Genomic DNA, 21,267 nt, shown 5'->3' with positions numbered 1-21,267 from the left:
GACCGATGTCCTTTCGGATTTATATCCTTTTTCTCTTCGAATACTTTCGCAGCCACAAAACGGCCGCCTTCTTTGCGTTAGCCGGAATCTCTCTCGGAGTCGGGCTTTTCATATCGACGACCGCAAACGGAATGAAGGCGGAAAAAAGCCTCACCGACTTTGCGATGGGATACTTTCAGGGAGAATACAAGATCAAAATTTCTTCCGCTCTCGGAGAACAGAATCTTCCCGTTTCTCTCATTCGAACGTTGTCTTCCGATCCTTCCCTGCCTTGGATCGTAAAGATCACGCCTCGTTTTCAAAAAGAAGTCATCTTAAACGATTCGATCCGAGCCGTATATATCGGTTTGGATTTTTTAAAAGAAACGTCCGAGTTCCGTTTCGATCCGAATTCTTCCCTTGCAAAGAAGGAAACGAATCCGCTCGCCCGCGTTTGGATTAGCCGTTCTCTTTCGGAAAAGATCGCGTCTCGCGTTGCGAACGTTCGCAACGGTTCTCAAATTTTTTCCCTCGAAAATCCGATCCCATTCGATACGGAAGGCGGAAGCATTCTGATGGAAGACATAGAATCCGCGATGGAACGTTTCGAAACGAACGGAAACGTTAGTTTTCTTCTCGTTCAACCGAACGAGTTTCGATCGGAACAAAAAAGAATTCTCGAGCAAAAATTAGGATCCGATTATCGAATCGAAACGATCGAAGACATCCGCGAAAAATCGGGAAACGCTTTGCGTTCGTTTCAACTCAATCTTTTGGTGATCTCTTTTATCTCTTTGATCATCGCCTTCTTTATGGTTTCCAACACGATGTCCGGTTTATACGTCAGTCGTGAAAAGGAACTCGGAATTTTAAAGACGATGGGGCTGAGCCCGGGTCACACGTTTTTGCTCTTCGTTTCGCAAGCGATGCTGCTCGGAGTTGTGGGAAGCGTTCTCGGACTCGGTTTAGGATTTCTATTTTCCAGATTGGATTTTTTCAGTCCGGAAGCGGCCTCCGCCGATCTTTCTTATCTCAAAACGTACAAGTCGATTCCCTCCTCCACTTGGATGTTCGGTTTAGCGATCGGGATCGCGGGTTCGTTTATCTCCGCTGCCTTTCCTTCGTTCCGTGCGGGAAGAATTTCACCGATTGCAATTTTGCGGGAATCCGCTTCGGGCACGGTTCGCGTTCGAGACACTCGTCTTTTTGCGATCGGACTTTTGCTTCTTCTGATCTTTTCCTTTGTCGCCTTTTTGCCGGTTCGTTCCAAGTTTCCTTGGGCCGGTCTTTTGGGGATCGGAGGAATCGTGATCGGAGTCACACTTTGTTTTCCCTGGGTGTTTAAGATTCTTACCGCGTTCTTTTTTCGGCTCAGCGAACGATCCGATCGTTCCTTCGTGTTTATGAAAGTAGGCTTGGAAGAAACGAGAAACCAGCCTTTTCGAAACACTCTAACCTCCGCGACGTTGATGCTCGCCACGGCCCTGGTCGTTTGTCTTTCGATCCTGACCGACAGTTACCGCAGATCCTTAAACGACTGGGTCGAAGCGGAATTTCCCGCCGAGCTTACGATCATCAACACGGCGAACTTGGCGGCGGGAATTCACGGAGGAGTTCCGATCTCTTTGTTAAGCGAACTCCGTAAGATTCCCGAAGTCGCTTCGTTGGACGGCTTCTGCGTCAACACGAGAATTTCAACGAACCGGGGAAACTTTACGATTCATGCATATACTTTTTCCGCATACGATCGGGAACATTCTCCCGAACGTAGGATCGTCAACGAGAACGAACTTCTGATTTCCTCGAATATGGCGTATCTTCAAAACTTCCAAGTCGGAGACAGGATTACGATCGAAACCAAACTCGGCCCGAAGGAATTTCTGATCCGCGGAATCAAGGAACACTTTTTTTCCGAACGCGGAACGATCATGATGGATATCGGAAACTACGAAAAATTTTTCGGAATCCAAGGATACAATTCGATTAAGATTTTTCTAAAGAAGAACGCGGATCAGCGACAAGCGGAACGTTCTATCGCCGAAATTCTTACACAAAATTCTTCCCTGAAATTGTTAAATTCGAAGGAACTACGGGAACTCTACACCGATGGTGTGGATAAGGTGTTCGGAATTTTAGGAACCCTCAAAACCACCGCGTTTATCATCGCTATGATTTCGTTGATCTCTTCCTTGCTTCACAATCTGATTTCGAAAAAAACGACTCTTGGAATTTTGAAATATCTCGGCGCGGATCAAAGACAACTCGGAAGTATTCTGTTGACTGAGAGCGTTTTTATCACGGTCGTTTCCACTTTTTGGGGAATTCTCCTCGCATTCGTTCTTTCCCCCGTCGTCTTGTATGTCATCAATAAGAACGCGTTCGGTTGGACCTTGAAGTTCACCGTGTCCCCCGAAGTGCCTCTCTTTTTTCTCGTGTTGTCGCCGATCCTCGGAATTCTTTCCTGCGCCGTCCCCTTGTATACTTTGAGAAAACTCGGATTCCGAATCAGCCGGGAATAGGCGAGGATCGTTCCGCTTTCGCGATGAAAACCAACTTGATTTACAACCTGAATCCACGTAGGATGTTCAACCTATGAGTGCCTTGAGCGAAGTTTCGCTGGAAATCGCTTCCGAAATCAAAAGAGTCAATCTTCAGGAGGACGATAAAATTCCGACTTCGGATACGTTTATCAAGGAACTGATGTCCCTCTTTTCGAGGGAGCCCGACGATATACGAAACATCCTCGAAGCGCTTCGCGAAGCGAAGATCATCTTCATCATCAAGATCGTATTGCCCGATGAAAAAGCGAGTAAGATGAACGATCCCGGCGTGGACGCGTATGCGTACGCGGATCTCAAAATTCTGCACGACCTCAAATACTACGCCGAGAAAAAACTCGAACGTCTCTACGAGGCGACGTATTACAAAAAGAAATCCCCTTCTCTCATCACGAGAGAACTCTTTCCGAAAATCCGGGAACTGAACAACACTCCGATCGGAAGAATCGTCAACATCGCCGTGATGCTCGAAGAATTCATCCGAATGATGAACAACAACCCGAACGATTTCCAGGAAGAATTCCGCGTTCAGGCCATGGAAGAAATTCTCATTTCGAAAGGGGACGTGGCTCCGACGGAAGGAAAGGATATCGCCGACGAACCTTCCCGGTCCAAAACTTCCTTTTCGAATTCCTTCGGTCCCGTTCCTTCGCAAAGGGCAGCCGATCGAATCGAAGCGCAGGCGCAAGCGGCCAATCTCAATCCGAACAGTCCTTGGGGAAGAATGGTCTCTAAATTTTCGGTGGAATTTTTACTGCGCGTGCATCTTCGCAAATGCGAGTTCGAGACCGTCAAAAAACTGATCGTATCGGGGAAAGTGACCGACGGTGAAAATCTGAAACTGATCCGGGACAATCTTGTCAAGATGGAAAAGAACATCAACGTCGACAAGGTTCTCGCTTCCTATCTGGAAGAAATGACCGAGCTAAGAAGACTCGTGCAGAGAAAGCTGAACGCCCTCTCCAAACCGAGAATGCTCTAAAAAACCGGACAATATCCGATTTTTAAAATATTACAGAACCTTTAAGTAGATCAAACACTGCGCGATCAAAAGCGCTCCCAAAAGAAAAATCCATCTCCGTTTGGCGGAATAGACGAGTTTGACCTTGTCTTCCGGAAAATAGACCGCAACCAACAATGCGTTTACGTTTGCGATCAGATAAAAGGATTCGATCCGGAGATGGAACGCGGGATATAAAACGACTCCCAACGCGACAAAGGAAGGAAGAAAATACAAAAGAGTTTTCGGATGCAGAAAACCGGCCTTGGATTCCTGAAGTACGACCTTCTTCCCCGAATTCTTTTCCAACTCTTCCTGAAAACGATCCGGTTCCAGAAGATTCAAAACGGGAATTTGATCTTCCTTGGTTGCGATCAAAAAACGAACGTAGGAACGGAACACATCCCTTTCGATCGAAACGATGGACTTCAATCTGGTTTCGAGAGATTGTCCCTTGGAATTAAAAAGCCGTAATGCGTTGGAAGTCAGTTCCACCTTCGCGCCCTTCAACACCTTGATCTGTCTGGAAAAATTCCGATAGAGAAGAAATCCGAGAACCAAAGAAAGAAGACCGAAAATCCGCACGAAGTCTTCTCGGTTTTCCTCGGGAACTTTGAGAAAGTTCCACGCGATAAACGCGAGATACAAAAGAATCACCGCGGCCGAACGGAGAATCAGATTCTTCCGAAACTTATTAAAATCGTACGCGAATTCAGTCATGCTGCAGGTTTCCAAAATCACTTTTTTTGAATATAGGAAACATCTGAACTCCTTCCGCGAGAATCGCTTCCATTCCGCCTTCCTGACGATCGAGAATGCAGATCCCCTGCGTCACTTCGATTCCCGAATCGCGCATCGAACGGATCGCTTGGATCGTGGAGCCGCCGGTGGTAATCACGTCGTCCACGATGACGCAGGTTTTGACCGCGTGAACCGCTCCTTCCACGAGTTTTTTGGTTCCGTGGTCCTTGGAAAGTTTACGCACGATCAAAGGATAAACGTTCAACTTTTGTTTTCTGAATTCCAAACTGATTCCGTAGCAGATCGGATCGGCGCCCATCGTCAAACCGCCGAAGGCTTCCGGTTTTAAAATTCCGGAATCCTTTAAGTGCTGTTCTACAATGAACTTACAGAGGAGTTCCAATCGATCGGGAACGAGAGTGATCTCTTTGCAATTGAAATAATGTCTGGATTGTTTTCCCGATGCGAGCGTAAAGGGTTGTTCCGAATAACGATAAGCGTGCGAACGGATGAGTTCGAGAAGTTCTTGTTTCATCTTGTTGTAGGATTCCGGTGCGGTAGGATTTAACCAGTGAATTTCTAAAAAAAAATCTGAAAACCGTTTTAGCAAAAGATCCGAATTTCTCAAGTTCCATTTCTATTCTCTTAACAAAAAACACTTTCAAAACGGATTCGAGCCTGAATCCTGTAAAACATGCAGTCAGTCAGGCTTACGTCCGTTTCTCTCAAAACGAGAGTCTTCGATTTTGAAGGGAACTTCGCGAAGATCAAAAAAGTTCTCGAACTCGAAACGAATTCGGACCTCATCCTATTCCCGGAACTTTGCATTTCCGGGTACGGATGCGAGGATTCTTTTTTCTTTCCGCGCATTTGGAAAGAATCCTGGAACACTCTGACTCGAATTCTTCCTCTGACTGAAAACAAGATCGTAGTCGTCGGACTTCCCGTTTTTCAAAATCCGTATTTATTCAACTGCGCGGCCGTTCTTTGCAACGGAGCCGTCGCCGGAATCGTTCCCAAATCGAACCTCGCCACCACGGGAGTTCATTACGAAAACCGTTGGTTTGCAAGAGGGGAAGAAGCGCAGGAGAATTTCGTGGCGCCGGACGGTTCCGCGGTTCCGTTCGGTTCCCTCGTTTTCGAAACCGATCATTTCTCCTTCGGTGTGGAAATCTGCGAGGATTCCTGGGTTTTGCAAAAGCCTTCGATTCCTCTCGCGGAAGCGGGAACCGATCTGATCCTTTCGCCGGGCGCGTCCCATTTCGCGTTCGGAAAACAAAGAACGCGCAGACAGATCTTCCGCGAAAGTTCTAGAAGAGAGTCTAACGTGTATCTTTTTTCCAATCTTTGCGGAAACGAATCCGGAAGATTGATCTTCGAAGGCGGTTCTATGATCGTTCAAAACGGAAAGTCGATCGCGGAATCGGAACGGCTTTTCTTCGGAGATTTTAATCTTTGTTCCTCGGAAATCGACTTTGACGCGTCCAGAGCCGACCGCGCCAAAAACTTTCGCCCGTCCGGAAATCGTTTCGGCCAAAAAAAATCGAACGAAGAAAACAAAATCTATCTGGGAATCGAATTCCCGAAACGAATTCCCAAAGTCAACCAACCGATCCCCGAACTTCCGATCACAAAGGAAGAAGAATCCTATCGCGATTTTACGCGGGCCGTTGCATTAGGACTTTTTGATTATCTAATCCAATCCAAAACCAAGGGATATACGCTTTCTCTTTCGGGCGGAGCCGACAGTTCCACCTGCGCCCTGCTCGTGACCGCGATGAAAAAGATCGCCAAACAGGAACTCGGCGAAGACTTCTTCTCATCGAAAGGAATTTCGGAAGAATCCCTTCTCTACACCTTGTATCAGGCCACGGAAAACAATTCGGATCGCACGAGAAGTCTCGCCCAAGCTTTGGCGAACGACGTGGGTTCCCTCCACGGAGATCTTACGATCGATTCGGAAGTAAAAACCATCTCCGAAAAAATTTCCAAGATCACCGGAGTTTCGCTGAATTGGGACCAACACAATCTTGTTCTGCAAAACATACAGGCGCGGGTCCGTTCTCCGATCATCTGGATGCTCGCGAATTTAAACGGACATCTTCTTCTTTCCACCGGCAATCGGAGCGAGGCGGGTGCGGGCTATACTACGATGGACGGAGATTCTTCCGGTTCGGTTGCGCCGTTGACCGGGGTCAGCAAAGAATTCATTCTGCGCTGGATGCGTTTTATCGCGGAAGGAAGAGATCCGATTCTTCCCGCATACGAATCCGTAAAGGAAATCGTGTTATCTCCTCCGAGCGCGGAACTCAAACCCCTCGAAGACAAACAGGAAGACGAAAAGGATTTAATGCCCTATCCTTTGTTACAGAAGATCGAAGAATTGTTTGTGGTACGGGGCGCCGGTTATTCGGAAATCGTTCAACTTTTGAGCGGAGATCCCGAGGTTCAGAAATTGGCGCCCGGCTTTTTGGAAGATGCAGTTCGAAAATACATCGGATTGTTTCACAGAAATCAATGGAAACGGGAAAGGCTGCCGCCTTCGTTTCATCTGGACGAGTACGGACTCGATCCTAAATCGAGTTTCCGTTTCCCGATCCTTTCGGAAGAAAAGGGATCGGGAATTTAAAATCAACCGACCTTTAAATTTGTCGGTTTGATTTTGTTATATTCTTTTTGTTTGGTTCGTTCCAACTCTTCCAAATCAAAAGCCATTTGATAATTGAGCCAGAAATCGGGAGTCATTTTGAAATACCTCGCGAGTCGTAGAGCGGTATCCGGTGTAATCGATTTTTTACGATTGATGATCTGAGAAATCAAACTTTCGGAAATGCCAATATCCTTGGACAAACGATAGGCGGATAAGGACATCGGTTCTAAAAAATCGTATTTCAATACGTCGCCGGGATGTGGGTTTAAAGAGGTTCTTCTTACTTTCATAATTACAAACTCAAAAAAGGTAAATTTTACTAATTTTTCGTAGACCGAAAGATATCTTTCCTATCTCCGTAAGACTAAATATTACAAAAACCAAATATTCGCTTTTTTTAATTTTTCGCTTATAAAAGTCATACTATCAAAATTCAATGATAGTCTACGATCTTAACTGCATGCGGACCGTTGTCTTTCCATAGAAAACAAATTCTCCACTGATCGTTAATCCGAATCGAATACGTTCCCTTTCGATCTCCTTTTAAGGATTCCAAACGATTACCCGGAGGACTTTTCAAATCTTGAAGTATCTTCGCCGAATCGAGCGAACGTAGCTTTCTTCTAGCCACGTCCGCAAAAGCACGGTATTCATTGGGAGATAACCCATTGTGGACGTTTTCGGTGAGCTTGTCCCCAAAAGATTGAATCATCCTTCTTCACCTTACGTAAAGCAATACATACGTCAAGCTCTTTCCAGAAGAATTTTTAGTTTGGTAGGTAATCGTTGGGCGAGGTTGATTCCTAAATTGGAATGTATTTCGGAATTGAAATGGGAGGAGTCAAACGACAACCGCAAAATCAGATCGACGTTTGACTTAATTCGAGTTCTACAACCCCGCTTGTTTAAACGCGTTTTCCTTGTCGCGTTGCACTTGCTGGAGTTGATTCTTGATCGAATCCTGAATGTTCTGGAGTTTCTTTTCGGTTTCCTCTTCTCCCGAACCCTTTTGAAGATCCACGAGATAATTGATGATGTCCATCCGATCCTGGGTTTGTTTTTCCATGTGCGTATAATACGAACGGATCTGAGCGGGAGAAGCAGTTCTCGCATACACGTTACGCGCCGCTTCGGCGATCTGACCTTCTTCCTGCTTCTTCGCTTCCTTTTCCGCGGGAGATAATTTTTTAGGAATCAAAGAGTTATTCGGAAACCGTTCGCGCAACTGACTGAAACGTTCCATCTCTTCGTTGGTGTATGGCTTATTGGTTTGAGGATTGAGCGGGTTATCCGCGTCCGCCGCGTTCGGATCGGCTTCCTTTTGTTCTCCGGTGGGGTTTTCGATATATTCTCCCTTACCGGCTTTGTAAAAAGAAGAATCAAAGATGGAATCGTTGGTGCGTCCGCCGGAGGAGCCGGAAGACGAAGAACCGGAGGAACTTCCGCCGCCCAAAAGAAGGGCCACGCTGTCCGCTTCTCTGCTTTTTCGTTCGCGTTCGCTCGGATCATCGGAAGAAAACAGAATCCAAATCAAAGCGATGAGTGCGACGCCGATGCCGGAATAAAGAACGAGTTTACGAATGCTCATGACATAGCTCCGAAGAAAAGGGGGAAATTTTGATTGTAAGACCGCCGAACTAGGAAATTCTATCCTGAAGAGCGGAATCCTTCTCTAATTTTTGAGAAATTCAATCCTGCGCAAGATAAAAATGTTTCTGAAAATTTTCCGTCCAGCGATTCTCCCGATTCTATTTTGTATAGGAATCACATTCGGTTGCGGTACGAATACGGACGTGGCTCAATCCCCATTCGTTTTTATTTCTCCGGTCGGAGTTCCTCAGTTTTTGAGCGTCATCGCGGTCAACGAAGGAATCACCGATACGGCTACGAAAGACACGGACTTCTTTTCCGAGCCGAATAGCTATAAACCGGAATTCTTAATTCGTTATTTTGTGACAAACGCCGAACCGCAGTTTGTCGGTTACAATTTGTATATCACCACGGCCGCTCCTTCCGTAGCGGAAACCTTGGCCGGTGGAAATATTTATCTGGAGAACGGGGTTCAACCTTCTTTCCCGCATCTCGCTTCCGAAGCGTCCACGAGTTCCGCAAAACTGCAAACGCATCGTATCTTAAATCAGATTCCTCCTCCCGGAGTATTTCCGTTTATCAAATGCGAGGTTTATACGTTCACGTTGCGGGCGCTGATGAACAGCGGGATTTTTTCGAATCCTTCCACTCCCGTGAGAATGTGCGCGTCCTCCCGTCCTTATCTTTGTCCGGTCGGTTCGAGCTGCAATCCTTCCGAGTGCAACAACGCCGCTTGTTCGACGACCGTAAAACAAAACTGTCCCGTGGGAACTCTTTGCAATCCGTGTACGGTCGCAGGCGCGGAAGAAACCGGTTGCGTTTGTCCTTCGGGTTCTTCTCCACCGGGCTGTAATCTATGAGTGTAGAGGAAGAATCGGCGGAACAAACTTCGACCGAAATTCCTCTCGAACCGGGAACGTTGTATGTGGTCTCCACTCCGATCGGAAACTTGGAAGACCTAACCTTTCGAGCGCTTCGCATCTTAAAAAACACGGATCGAATTCTCTGCGAAAACGCGGGTCATTCCAGAAGACTGTTTCAATCCTATTCGATCACGACCCCGGCTTCCACCTTATATCGGGATCAATCGGAAACTCCGTATCAAGGTATATTAGAAGAATTGAAAGCGGGAAAAACGTTCGCCCTTGTTTCGGACGCGGGAACTCCGGGCGTTTCCGATCCGGGTTCTCACCTGATTCGGATCGTCCGCGAAGCCGGTTTTAAAATCACTCCGGTTCCCGGCGCGAGCGCCCTCACTGCGTTGCTCGGAATTTCCGGGTGGCAGGCCAATCCGTTTTTGTTCCTGGGATTCTTATCCGAAAAGAAGGGTAAAAAAAGAAATCAACTTACCGAATGGAAGGAATTTGAAGGGCTGATTATGATCTTTGAATCCGTTCACAGAATCGGAGATACGCTCGCGGCGGTGCAGGAAGTGTTCCCCGATTGTGAATATTTGATGGGCCGGGAAATGACCAAAATTCACGAGGAAATTCTTCATTTTTCCCCGATTCTACCCGGAAAACCCAAGGAATTTGCTCATAAGGGCGAATTTGTGGTTTTAATCAATACCAATAGGAAAAAAATGCTTAAAGGCTCTCTTGGATCGGTCGATACAAATTAGTAGAGGTAACAAATCATGACTATCGATAAAATCGGTGGGATCGGTGGAAGCGGATACGAACCGAAAAGAACCACTCCGGTGAGAAAAGCTGAGTCAAAAGAATCTTTTGACAACGTTTCTATTTCCGATACCGCGAAACAAAAAGCATCCGAAGCAAAACTTCAAGCAGAAGTTCAAACTATAGCACGCAAAATTCTTTCTACTCCGGACGACCAAGACCGTTCCGTTAAACTCAAAGAAGTTAAGGAAAAATTAAAGAACGGGGACTACGACAATCTGAGCGCGGACGTATTGAATACGATCGCTGATCGAATCTCAGAAACCATGTTAGGACAATAAGAACCGTTCCGGATAAACTGATTTTTACCTCTATTTAAATTAGAAGAATTCCGATTCACCAGATAACTCTGGGGGACGACGACGATGCCGATACTCCCCGATTGGGTTAACTACACATTTCCTCCCAAGATCCACTTTGAAGCCGACTGCGGTTACAAAGTGGGTAACTTCGTAAAAAACATAGGCTCGCGAACCGTTATTTTCTCCACGCAGCAAGAGCTGGAGAATATGGACGAACTTTCCATCATCAAAACCAGTTTGGAAAAGCATATCGACGGAGTGATTCTTTACGACGACATCGTGAAAGAACCCACTCCCGAAGAATTGGATACGGCCGCCTATTTCGCCAAGATCGCGAATGCGGACTGCATCATCGGTTACGGTTCCTACGAATCCATCTCGATGGCGAAGATCATCGCGCTCCTCGTAACGAACGACATCTTCGCCGAAGAGATGTTAAACGACAAGAAGGCGAAACTCAAAAAACCTCTTCCGTTGATTCTGATTCCCACTCATCCCGTTTTCGGTTTGGAATGTTCTCCGATTTCCACGATTCTTCTCGGAGAAGAAAGAATCACGAAATACTTCTCCCACGAACTTCTATTTCCCGAGTTGATCATCGCGGACCCGAAGATTTCCTCCTTTATGAGTTCCACGGATATTTCCAAGGTCGGAGTGGGAATTCTTGCGGCGGCGGTGGACACGATTCTTTCCAAGTTTTCCACGGAACTTACGATTTCATCCGCGCTTCGGGCGATCGAACTTCTGCAAAAGAACCTGATTCCTTCCATCCGCGATCCGAAAAACATCAACTACAAAAACGGCCTTTATGCGGCGAGTCTTTTGACCGGAATCGCTCAGTCCTCCAGTTCCTTGGGACTTTGTTTCGCCCTTTCATTAGCAAGTGCGAATATTACGAATTTGGATATTTTCCAGTCCATGTCGATCCTTCTTCCCCACGTCATGGAATACAACCTCACCTCCTCCGCCGGTAAATACGTGATGATCGCGAGAGCCTTGGACGAGGATATCACGAATATCTCCGTGATCGAGGCGGCGATCAAAGCCGTGGAAGGAATCCGTAAGATTTTTATCGAACTTAAAATTCCGCAGAGACTTTCGGAATATGAGGTGAGAAAGATCGATCTTCCGTTGATCGCCAATCTTGCGGCTTCGTTTCCGTTTTTGGATTCTCTTCCGAGAGAACTTCCTAAGAACGAGATCGAGACGATCTTAGTCGCCGCGTTCTAATCGGATCGGCGCGATTACAGCCGTTGGTGCGCGAAAGTGTGCGACTTGATTCGAAAAAAGCGGATTCTTTTTTAAATTGTGGGAACTCATACATAACCGCGCCGTAATCTCAGGTTTCATTCTTATCGAATTGTGGGAACTCCTTCAAGATTGCAGGATTATCCTAAAATGTAGGATCTCACACAAAAAGGAACCGCCATGAAATCCAAAAGATTCTTCACTTTCCTATTCTTACTTTCATTCTTTCTGAGCGGCTTTGGATTGTATGAGGCTTTGGATCGGGGTTGGATCTGGTTTGTCAGTCCTTCTCCGGAAATCTATCCGATTCGAGGGATCGACGTTTCCAATCATCAGGGAAAAATCGATTGGGATGCGGTTCCGAAATCGGAAATTTCTTTCGTATTCATCAAAGCGACCGAAGGCGGAGATTTTGTGGATCGCTCCTTTGCATTCAATTGGAAGGAAGCGAAACGCAACGGGTTTCCCGCAGGTGCGTATCATTTTTTCACCCTCTGCAAATCCGGAAAGGAACAGGCGGAGAATTTTATTCGAACCGTTCCCAAAGAAGTCGATTCTTTGCCTCCCGTCGTCGATTTGGAATTCGTCGGGAATTGTAAGGAAAGGCCTCCTGTGGAAAACGTTTCCTCAGAGATCGCGGATTTTTTGAAGGCGGTCGACTCGCATTACGGTAAGAAGGCGATTTTATATCTTACATACGAGTTCATCGATCTTTATATCGGTTCCAACTTTCAAGATCGTCCCGTTTGGATTCGGGATATATTTAAACATCCGAATACGTTTTCGGATATTAGGTGGATTCTTTGGCAGTATCATAGCCGGGGGCGGGTTCGTGGAATTGACGGTCCGGTGGATCTGAACGTTCTCCAAGTAGATTTGAAGAGTTTTGCCGAACCTTCTTCTTTGTAAGAGTCGTCCTTTATGTTGGAACGATGGATGCGTTTTTATTGAGCTGGATCCTCCGGTTCGGATGAAAGAGCGAAATTCAAAAGCCCGGTGCAATCTGAATTCGTTTGTTCTTTGAAGGATATTTTTGGATGAAACTTTTTTCGGGGTCGGCCGTGGTTTCCGTCGAAAAAATCCAATTTTTAGGAACCGTTCTGTTTTTTCGAGAACCGTTTACTGTATGGGTTATTTACTGGTAAGTTCCGATTTTCAACTTTCCTCACGGCTGCAAGAATCGCATTCCGAAACCGTCACCCTTTTGATTCCGGAAGAAACCTGGAATCGTTACTCAAAGAAAGAAGCCGGAAAATTACCGCTTCGAATTCCTTATTTGCTGCAGAGATATGGAAAGTATCTTTCCGCAATGCCTCGTCTCGGCAAGAAAACCGGTCGAACTTTGTATCAACCGAGCGTGGGTCCAAGAAGGATGAAGCGTGTGAATGCTCGTTTGAGTACCGGGAGTTGGACGTTCTTGGGAACGCTTGCACAGGCTCATGGGGTCTCCCGTTGTTTTCTGTTTAATTATCTTTTGTGGTTGGAAGCCGTGGGGGTCGGGGATTCTATCGAGAGAACGATGAATGAGGGAGTTCCCACATTCCACCGGTATTACAGTTACATCCTGACCCTAGATCTACTCAACAACCGAGTGACCCGACGCCTCCACTGCAAACCGGCGTCCCATTTTTACGCGTTAAACTATACGGACTGGTATCCTGAATTCCGTAATTCCCCGACAAACCCTCAAAAAAACATTTGAAACCGGCTCTCTAGAACTAAAACTTGGAGCCAGAATGAGCGACGAACATATCGATACAATCATCGGAGACGATATTCATTTCCGAGGAAAACTGAAATTCAGCAACTCCCTCAAAATCAAGGGCAACTTTAAAGGAACGATCGAAACGACCGGAAAACTCGTCGTAGGTGATACCGGCGAAGTCGAAGCGGACATCGAAACCGGAACCCTCGAAGTCGAAGGAAATCTGAAAGGAAACGTTTCCGCAAACGAAAAAGTCTCCATTCGTAAAACAGGCAAAGTGATCGGCGACATCCGCACCCCCGATTTAGAAATCGAATCCGGAGCGAGATTCAGCGGAAACAGCGCTATGTAAGAATGCCTAAACTCTCCCCTTTTTCACACGGCCCGGGTTTAAAGGACTTAGTTCCTTCCGGGTTCCGTCAACATCTCAGCCCGCTTCAACATCGATTCTACGAAACACACCTTCGGGATAAATCCCATCCGGAACATCTTCTCTACCACGGGCTTCGCGAACTTCCATCTCCGTTTTTACTTCCCGATCTCGAACCGGCCCTCGAACTTCTCAAAGAATTCGTTCGTGCGGAAAAGAAAATTCTTCTCTTCGGCGACAGGGACTGCGACGGGGTTTCCTCCACGAGCCTACTCGGAGGATTTCTAAAAAAGATTCATAGGGGAGAATTGATTCTCAAGACTTCGAACGAAGAAGACTACGGACTCTGCCCCGCCGCTCTCGATTTCGTAAAAAAGAATCAACCCGATCTGCTGATCACCCTCGACTTTGGAACGACCAATCACGTTCAAATCGACGAACTTGCTTCCCTCGGAATCAAGGTCATCGTTCTCGATCACCACGAAATCCCGGAACGGATTCCCGATTGTTATTTGATTTCTCCGAAACGACAGGATTCGCAATATCCGAACGAAAAGATTTGCACCTCCGTTCTCTCTCTCAAATTCATACAGGCTTATCTGTATTCTTCTTTGGAAGAATACAACCGCGCGGTTTGGATTCCCGACGGAAATTCCCTATTTTCAGGTTATCTAATCTACAGGGGCAAACTTCTCTTTCAAGGAGATCGCCAGGAAGCGGAATCGAAATTCTCCTTATCCATAGTGGACGAAACGTTCGCGTTCAAATCCTCTTACCCCGAAAGAGAATGGTTCTATCATGAATTTCTAAACTACCCAGCGATCCTCGAACAATATCTTCAGAACTTCGATCTGGCCTCGATCGGAACCGTTTCCGACATGATGCCTCTCTATGGAGAAAACCGGATCATCGTCCGCGAAGGCTGCAAGATTCTTTTCAAACTCTATCGCAAGGAAACGCGTCACAGAGAAGGGCTCTTTCAACTCCTTCAGTTGATGGAACTCGCCGACAAACACGTTACTTCCAAAGACTTAGGCTGGGGACTCGGCCCGATGATCAATTCAGCGGGAAGAATGAATCGGACCGAAGTCGCATTAAATTTACTCTTAGAAGAAGATCCTGCGCGCGCGCAGATCGGCGCGAAAGAACTCCAAAAGCTCAACGAAGAACGAAGAGAAAGGACGAAACGCAACTTATTCAAGGTGGACGGTTTTCTGAAACGGAAAAAAGAAAGAACGGAAAAACCCGTGCTCTTCTGCTACGAACCCGACTTCGAACCGGGAGTTTCCGGAATCGTCGCCACAAGACTCGTGGAAGAATACAAACGTCCGGTTCTTTTCATAACTCCGGATCACGGTCATGCAAAAGGAAGCATTCGTTCCTACGGTAAGGAGAATGTCCTTAATCTTTTGAAAAAAGCGGAACCGCTTTTCTTTCAATTCGGAGGCCACAAGGAAGCCGGCGGATTTTCCCTGGAAATCGAAAAGATTCCCGAACTTGCAAAGGTCGTTTTTGAACACGCGGACCATTGGCTCGAAGAAGAACAAAAGCAAGCCGCGCTCGATCAAACGCCGAGTTTAATTACCCTCCAACCGGAAGAATTGAACGCAAAACTCTTTCAAGAGCTTTCGATCTTCGAGCCGTTCGGTCATGAGAATCCGGTTCCTCTTTATTCCATCAAGAACGCGAAGATCTATCATACGAAACCGATGACCGACGGCAAACACGTTCGTTTTAGAATCTTAGGTGCGCCCGAATCGATTCAATGCCTGATCTGGAATCGTGGAAAAGATTTTTTGGATTTATTAAGCAAAGCGGGAAGTTTGGATCTCTGGGGTTCTTTGGAAGAATCCACTTTCCGATCCAAAACCTCTCTTCAATTTGTGGTGAGTTATTTCCAAGAATCGGAAAACTGAAAACGGATTCAAAGAAATCACGTCTTTCGCGTTAGGGATCGATGCGAGGTCAAGTTATTGGATGAAAGAAAAAGATATTCACTTTCTTTAATATACAATAACTTGACCAGAGCGGAGAGCCCGGCCGCAAATGCGGCAACGCCAAAGATTACGTCGACTTAAGACTCGTCTTCGGGATAATTTTCGGCACGGTTTCCCCTGGAATCGTCGTCCATTCCGGCATTTCTGGAATTTTCGTTTCCGCCGCCGGAGGATTCTTCTCTTCGATTGCCGCGTTCTCCCCGAGACTGTTGTCCCTGGTCCTGGCCTTGCTGACCTTGACCGCCGCCTTCTCGATTGCGATTCCGGAAATTCTTATTCCGATTTTTGTTTTGGCGCTGGCCTCCTTGTTGTTGGCCGCCGCCTCCACCACCGCCCCCGCCGTTAAACTTCTTAACCGGGATCGGCCTTTTACGAACGGAAATTTCCCAAAAGAAAGCGCTCTGAATCGATTGTTCGTCGTTTTCCGCGATCGCTCCGATCTTAAAAACCATAAACGCATCGTAGAAATAATCCTTCATTCTAAAGAAATTATTCTGGGACGACTTTTCGTCTTCGGTGCTTAAGAATCTTTGCTGGCTCGCAAAAATCTTTATCAAACGGTCCTTGTCCTTCTTCGGGGTTTCCAGACGTTTGAAGATCGGTTCCAAACTGTTTTTGATGGCAGGAACCAGATGCATATTCTCTTTTTGTAATGCTTCCGAAGCGAGGTCCGAAAAGATCAGAGAATAAAAGATATGAGGAGTCATCTCCTCCCGTTCGGTCAGAAGTTTGTCCGCAATCGCAAGACGTTTTCCGATATTGGTTTCGAGAAACTTTTCGCCGAAATTGGAATTCTTCTTCCTTTCCTTTTCAAAGGCTTCCTTAAAAAGAACTTCGAGAAGTCCGTGTTCCGCCATTCCCTGAAAGATCAGGGAGGTTTTCCAAGTGCGGAAGATTTTGTTGTATTCTTCCAACATTCTCGAGCTGGAAGCTTTTTCCAATTCGATCTTGTGTTTACGGATCGCCTTAGCGGTCGTCTTTTCAATATTCAATCCGAGAATCTCCGCGAACTTAACCGCGCGCAGCATTCTCACCGGATCTTCGCGAAAGGAGATGTCGGGATCTCCGATCACTCGCAAAACCTTATTCTGAATGTCTTCAAAACCGCCGACGTAGTCTATGATGGAATCGTTTCTTACATCATAATATAAGGAATTGATTGTAAAGTCTCTGCGGGCCGCGTCTTCCTGTGGCGTCCCGAATTTGTTGTCTCTCTTGATGAGGTAATCTTGATCCTCCACGGCTTTCCCGAGTCTGTAGTCAGGCAGGGAACGAAAGGTACTGACTTCGATCACTTTTCCACGGAAAAGTATATGCACGATTTTGAATCTTCTTCCGATGATACGGCAGTTATTGAAGATCTTTTTGATCTGATTCGGTGTCGCGTTAGTGACAACGTCGAAGTCTTTCGGCTTTCTTCCGAGAAGAAGGTCGCGAACCCCTCCTCCCACGATATAAGCCTTGAAGCCGAATTTATTCAGCCTGTGGATGATTTTGACCGCGTCCTCATCTATCATGTTTTTGCGGATCAGGTGGGCATCCCGATAGTAGCGTTTGCCGTCCGGGTGAGAGAGAATATCCTCAACTGATCCTATTTTTTTCTTGAACAGATTGGACAGGAATTTCATATAAAGAATGGGTCTATAATCCCTTCGATCCCCCTACCTGCAAGTAAAAATCTATGACAAGCCCTGCAAAGTACGATCTCAAATTGACTCATTCCGAGCGCTTGCAGGTCAAAATTCTCAAATTCAAAAATCGGTTCAAAAAGTTCAAAGAATCCGGCTCCAAAAAGATCTCCTTTTTGCTCGTTCCGCACAGTCATGAGAATGTGATTCGTATCGAACTCAACGTCTTTATGGCTTGGTTCCTCGGAATCCTCTCCAGTCTGATTCTCGTGTTGGCGTTCGTGTTTCTTTCCTATCTGAACTTCTTCTATCGTCCCGACGAAGACCTCTTTCAGAAGAGCGATGAGAACGTCAGTCAATATCTTTACTACGATATGCTTCTCCAGGACGCCAAAAAGGAGATTCGCGGCTTGGAAAGAAAGACGGAACAGCTCAATCTCGTCGCTTGGGACGAGGTTCCTTGGAAACGGATTCTGACATACGAAGTCATCCCCGAGTTCCGTCTCAAAAAGGAAATCCCGGATTCGGAAACGAACCTGGAACTCTACAAAAACACGGTCGAAGGTTTTGCCGCGCAGAACATAGAACTCTTTCGGATTCGTCAGGCGTTTGAAAACGCGTTCGATTATCTCGAAGAAAGGGAATCCATTCTCTACGCGCTTCCGAGAGGCCGTCCGTTAAAACCCGGAGTGGGTTTCGTTTCCTCCACGTTCGGCGGAAGGGTCGATCCGTTCGGTCTCGTCGTCTTAGGAGAACATCACTCGGGTGTGGACTTCGCTTCCTCCGAAGGAACTCCGATCTATGCGACTGCTCCGGGAATCGTCGTCGAATCCGGCCAGTCTTCGGGCGGGTTGGGAAAGAACATTCGGATCAATCACTTAAACGGAATCTTTACCGTATACGGTCACTGTTCTCAGATTCTCGTGGAAAAAAATCAGATCGTAAAACGCGGAGATCTGATCGGACTTGTGGGTTCCACCGGTAAAGCGACCGGGCCTCACGTTCACTACGAGGTTCACATGGGACAAGATCCTCCCGTCGATCCTGCGGAATTCATCAACATCGAGTGACCTCGACTTCTTTCTCTTCGTTCCTTTTGCACGAAAAGAATTCACTGTCTCGGAATCACATTTGCCTTTTTCAAAAAAGGATTATGGGTTGATCCAATCCTGCGATCGTTAGTATTGGTTACACTATGATCGATAGAATTCCAGTTCCGTTTCTCAAACAATTCTTCAATTGGGACGGACCTTCCACGTTCAGCATCCTGATGATGTTGGGTTTTTTAGCCGCGTCTTATCTTCTTCCAAAGGAATTAAAACGAAGAGGTCTTGAACCGGAGCATTCCGATTGGCTTCTTCTTTTGGGAATCTTAGGCACCTTGGTCGGCGCGAAGATTTTCTTCGTCTTTGAAATCTGGGATCAAATCTTCGTGGAAACTCCCGGCTTTGACGGAAAGTATCTCTATCCCCTAACACATTGGTACGGTTTTCCGGGAAGAATGGCCCTCTGGGACAATTTGTTTTCCGGAAGCGGTCTCGTGTTTTACGGCGGGTTTCTGTTCGGAATTCTTTTCATCTCTCTTTATATGAAATACTTCAAACTCGACGTGCCTGCGTATCTCGACGCTGCCGTTCCGAGTATGGCGATCGGTTATGCGATCGGAAGATTGGGCTGTTGGGTTTCGGGCGACGGCTGTTACGGATTTGCGACCGACGTGCGGATTCCTCTTTTGGTTTTCGACTATCACGGCGCTCATCCTTCCGGCGTTCCCGTTTGGAACACTCCTCTCATCGAATCCATCGTTTCGTTTTTGTTCTTCTTTTACTTTCAATATTGGGCGAAGAATCAGAACTTCAAAAAGTTTTCCATCGGGGCTCAATACCTGATCCTGCACGGATTTGCGAGATTGATGGTGGAATTTTTAAGAGTGAACAAGGCGGTGTTTCCGTTTATCGATCCTCCTTCGATCGTGAACATTCCGAACGCGGAACAGAACCCTGCGTTCTTAAACCAATACTATTGGCACGGGTTTTCTCAGTCTCAGTGGGTTTCGATCGCGATCATCGCGGTAGGAGCCTTCTTTATCATCAAGGGGAAGCTCTGGCAGAAAGAAGGTGCGGCCGCCTAAAACGGCGAGTCGCGCGCGTTCAATCGCTTTCAGAACTCGACGCAGAGCTTTCCTGAACTCAAGCATCTCACTCCCATAACTCAGCGGAGCCTCTCTACGGATCGGCATCCAGGTCGTTCTGCGGGGCGCGTTTAAAGCGAACGCTTTAACGTTTGGATCATCGTGGTCGTGTCCTGATAATCCGTATTCTTATACAAAAGATTTCCGTTTTCATCCAGGATCACGAAGAAGGGAAGACCGATCTTGAGTTCTTCAAAGCGCGGATCGTTCGCATAGGTTTCAAAAATCGGGTCCTGATCTTTGATCTTAAGAAGAATCGCACCGCGCAACGCCTCGTTCAAAGCAGGATCGTTTTGTGTGAGTTCCTCAAAAGCCTTGCAGTTCGTACACCAGTCCGCATAGAAATCGATAAAAACTTTTTTACCTTCTTCCTTTCCTGCCGTGTACGCCTTTCCCGGAGTTCGAAACCAGGAAAGATTTCCTTTCGTTTCGATTTCCGCTGCGGAAGCAGAATAAGAACCGCCTAAGTTCGGTGCGAGAAGAATGACAAGCCCGGTCGCGGACAAAACGACTCCGCCGAGAAACAAAGCTTTCTTCATTCTTACGTAGCGGTTCCAATCTTCCGGAAGAAAGAAGTAGAGGCAAGCGAGCAAAAACAAAATCCCGAGCGCCGCCAACGGAATCGCCGAATCGGCGATCCCCCAACCGCTCAATGACTTTTGAAAATACGTATAAGAAAAGTATAATACGAAAATACCGAGAACCCACTGAATCCAACGCATCCATTTTCCGGATTTGGGAAGACTCAGACCGAATACCCCGATTATCAAAAACGGAAGACCGAGTCCGACTCCGAATAAAAACATTTTAAACGAAGCGAGAAGGACCGAACCGGCCATGATCGCACCCGCACCCGCAGTGATTTGCAGAAGGATCGCGACGACCACCGGCCCGACGCAGGGAGAAGAAAGAAGTCCCGCGCCCATTCCTAAAAGGAACGTTCCTCCGCAACCTTGTGCGGTTTTCACTTCTTTCGATTGGAAAAACGGAAGATGGATCAGATCCAAAGAACCCAAGGCCAAAAGAAAAATCAAAATCGCAAGTCCGAGATTTACGATCGGATATCGTAAAATGACGTTAAACGCACCGCCCGAAAAACCGGCGATCACGCCGAAGGACGCATATACGACGACCAGTCCGAGATAATAAATCGAAGGATGAAGAATGCGGGGGGCGCCTTCTCCCCTGGCCCGAACGATTCCCACTGTGATCGGATACAAGGGATAAACGCACGGCAAAAGGCTCGCGAGAACTCCACCGGAAATCAGAACGAATCCGGTCGTCCAGTCAAAGGCGCCGCTGGAAACTCCCTCGGAGACGGATTTTTGAATTTCGGAAAACCAAGAAGCGGATGACGTTTGGGCGGATACGGAAAGAGAAACGGCGAAAAAAGACAGGAATCCCCAAACTGCAAAACTGCGTCGAAAAATCTTGTATAGGGCGGTTCTTAGTAACACGGATCAAACGACCAAAAAAACACGAAATCGTTTCGAGAACTATGTTGCGGCTCAAAAATCAGGGGTCAACCCGATTCTAAACGCACCATGCCCGAACTCGTAGTTTAGACTGGATGCGTTTTCAAAAGATTCTTTTTTTGCGGAAAGGGAGAAGGCGCTACCCCGTTTTTTC

20 protein-coding genes are annotated in these 21,267 nt (G+C 46.8%); 13 read left to right on the top strand and 7 right to left on the bottom strand.

The window, feature by feature from the left end; all coding sequences use genetic code 11:
• The first annotated feature begins 5 nt into the window (after positions 1-5).
• Entirely contained in the window at positions 6-2,498 is a 2,493-nt protein-coding gene (locus tag DLM76_RS11860) for an ABC transporter permease (protein WP_118965321.1), read from the top strand.
• Positions 2,499-2,571: 73 nt separating this feature from the next.
• A complete protein-coding gene (locus tag DLM76_RS11855; RefSeq protein ID WP_118965320.1) occupies positions 2,572-3,519 on the top strand; it encodes a hypothetical protein in 948 nt (315 codons plus the stop codon).
• A 30-nt stretch (positions 3,520-3,549) separates the two neighbouring features.
• On the opposite strand, the gene DLM76_RS11850 is transcribed toward DLM76_RS11855, so the two are convergent.
• A complete protein-coding gene (locus tag DLM76_RS11850; protein ID WP_118965319.1) occupies positions 3,550-4,257 on the bottom strand; it encodes a hypothetical protein in 708 nt (235 codons plus the stop codon).
• A complete protein-coding gene (gene pyrE, locus DLM76_RS11845; protein ID WP_118957805.1) occupies positions 4,250-4,813 on the bottom strand; it encodes an orotate phosphoribosyltransferase in 564 nt (187 codons plus the stop codon). The genes DLM76_RS11850 and pyrE overlap by 8 nt, the downstream gene beginning before the upstream one ends.
• Before the next feature lie 159 nt (positions 4,814-4,972).
• Here pyrE and nadE point away from each other — a divergent pair, with 159 nt between their 5' ends.
• Positions 4,973-6,907, top strand: coding sequence for an NAD(+) synthase (nadE, locus tag DLM76_RS11835; RefSeq protein ID WP_118965318.1), 1,935 nt, complete (start codon positions 4,973-4,975; stop codon positions 6,905-6,907).
• Between the two features lie 2 nt (positions 6,908-6,909).
• Here nadE and DLM76_RS11830 read toward each other — a convergent pair whose 3' ends face one another.
• The 3 genes from DLM76_RS11830 to DLM76_RS11820 form a co-directional block, all read right to left on the bottom strand.
• A complete protein-coding gene (locus tag DLM76_RS11830) occupies positions 6,910-7,218 on the bottom strand; it encodes a HigA family addiction module antitoxin (RefSeq protein WP_118965317.1) in 309 nt (102 codons plus the stop codon).
• A gap of 143 nt (positions 7,219-7,361) precedes the next feature.
• Complete coding sequence (locus tag DLM76_RS11825) at positions 7,362-7,640, bottom strand: type II toxin-antitoxin system RelE/ParE family toxin (protein WP_118957802.1); 279 nt, start codon at positions 7,638-7,640, stop codon at positions 7,362-7,364.
• Positions 7,641-7,817: 177 nt separating this feature from the next.
• A complete protein-coding gene (locus DLM76_RS11820; protein ID WP_118965316.1) occupies positions 7,818-8,516 on the bottom strand; it encodes an LIC_20245 family lipoprotein in 699 nt (232 codons plus the stop codon).
• A gap of 121 nt (positions 8,517-8,637) precedes the next feature.
• Between DLM76_RS11820 and DLM76_RS11815 the strand changes: the two genes are divergently transcribed.
• From DLM76_RS11815 to recJ, 8 genes are all read left to right on the top strand, one after another.
• Positions 8,638-9,378 carry an LIC11073 family putative lipoprotein gene (locus DLM76_RS11815; protein WP_118965584.1) on the top strand — a complete coding sequence of 247 codons (741 nt, stop codon included), beginning with the start codon at positions 8,638-8,640 and terminating at the stop codon, positions 9,376-9,378.
• Positions 9,375-10,139: a 16S rRNA (cytidine(1402)-2'-O)-methyltransferase gene (gene rsmI / locus DLM76_RS11810; RefSeq protein WP_118965315.1), complete on the top strand. Its 765-nt coding sequence runs from the start codon at positions 9,375-9,377 to the stop codon at positions 10,137-10,139. The genes DLM76_RS11815 and rsmI overlap by 4 nt, the downstream gene beginning before the upstream one ends.
• A 15-nt stretch (positions 10,140-10,154) precedes the next feature.
• On the top strand, positions 10,155-10,478 hold the full coding sequence (locus tag DLM76_RS11805; protein WP_118957799.1) for a flagellar biosynthesis anti-sigma factor FlgM: 324 nt from the start codon (positions 10,155-10,157) through the stop codon (positions 10,476-10,478).
• Between the two features lie 84 nt (positions 10,479-10,562).
• Positions 10,563-11,729 (top strand): iron-containing alcohol dehydrogenase, encoded by a 1,167-nt coding sequence (locus DLM76_RS11800; protein WP_118957798.1) that lies wholly within the window; start codon positions 10,563-10,565, stop codon positions 11,727-11,729.
• 198 nt (positions 11,730-11,927) lie between these two features.
• Positions 11,928-12,656 carry a glycoside hydrolase family 25 protein gene (locus DLM76_RS11795; RefSeq protein WP_118965314.1) on the top strand — a complete coding sequence of 243 codons (729 nt, stop codon included), beginning with the start codon at positions 11,928-11,930 and terminating at the stop codon, positions 12,654-12,656.
• 217 nt (positions 12,657-12,873) lie between these two features.
• Positions 12,874-13,449, top strand: coding sequence for a DUF1564 domain-containing protein (locus DLM76_RS11790; protein WP_118965313.1), 576 nt, complete (start codon positions 12,874-12,876; stop codon positions 13,447-13,449).
• A 34-nt stretch (positions 13,450-13,483) separates the two neighbouring features.
• Entirely contained in the window at positions 13,484-13,804 is a 321-nt protein-coding gene (locus DLM76_RS11785) for a bactofilin family protein (RefSeq protein WP_100763885.1), read from the top strand.
• Positions 13,805-13,806: 2 nt separating this feature from the next.
• The gene (gene recJ, locus DLM76_RS11780) at positions 13,807-15,738 is read left to right on the top strand and encodes a single-stranded-DNA-specific exonuclease RecJ (RefSeq protein WP_118965312.1); all 1,932 of its coding nucleotides are present in this window, start codon (positions 13,807-13,809) and stop codon (positions 15,736-15,738) included.
• 158 nt (positions 15,739-15,896) lie between these two features.
• Here recJ and pcnB read toward each other — a convergent pair whose 3' ends face one another.
• The gene (pcnB, locus tag DLM76_RS11775; RefSeq protein WP_118957794.1) at positions 15,897-17,447 is read right to left on the bottom strand and encodes a polynucleotide adenylyltransferase PcnB; all 1,551 of its coding nucleotides are present in this window, start codon (positions 17,445-17,447) and stop codon (positions 15,897-15,899) included.
• A gap of 53 nt (positions 17,448-17,500) precedes the next feature.
• On the opposite strand from pcnB, the gene DLM76_RS11770 reads away from it, so the two are divergent.
• Positions 17,501-18,517: a M23 family metallopeptidase gene (locus tag DLM76_RS11770; protein ID WP_118957793.1), complete on the top strand. Its 1,017-nt coding sequence runs from the start codon at positions 17,501-17,503 to the stop codon at positions 18,515-18,517.
• 125 nt (positions 18,518-18,642) lie between these two features.
• Entirely contained in the window at positions 18,643-19,578 is a 936-nt protein-coding gene (locus DLM76_RS11765) for a prolipoprotein diacylglyceryl transferase (RefSeq protein ID WP_118957792.1), read from the top strand.
• Between the two features lie 131 nt (positions 19,579-19,709).
• On the opposite strand, the gene DLM76_RS11760 is transcribed toward DLM76_RS11765, so the two are convergent.
• The gene (locus DLM76_RS11760) at positions 19,710-21,095 is read right to left on the bottom strand and encodes a protein-disulfide reductase DsbD family protein (RefSeq protein WP_429946417.1); all 1,386 of its coding nucleotides are present in this window, start codon (positions 21,093-21,095) and stop codon (positions 19,710-19,712) included.
• Positions 21,096-21,267 lie beyond the last annotated feature (172 nt).

This window comes from Leptospira yasudae (assembly GCF_003545925.1).
GTDB classification, from domain to species: domain Bacteria; phylum Spirochaetota; class Leptospiria; order Leptospirales; family Leptospiraceae; genus Leptospira; species Leptospira yasudae.
Note: the sequence above shows the minus strand (reverse complement) of the source record. Positions and strands in the feature narration are given on the sequence as shown.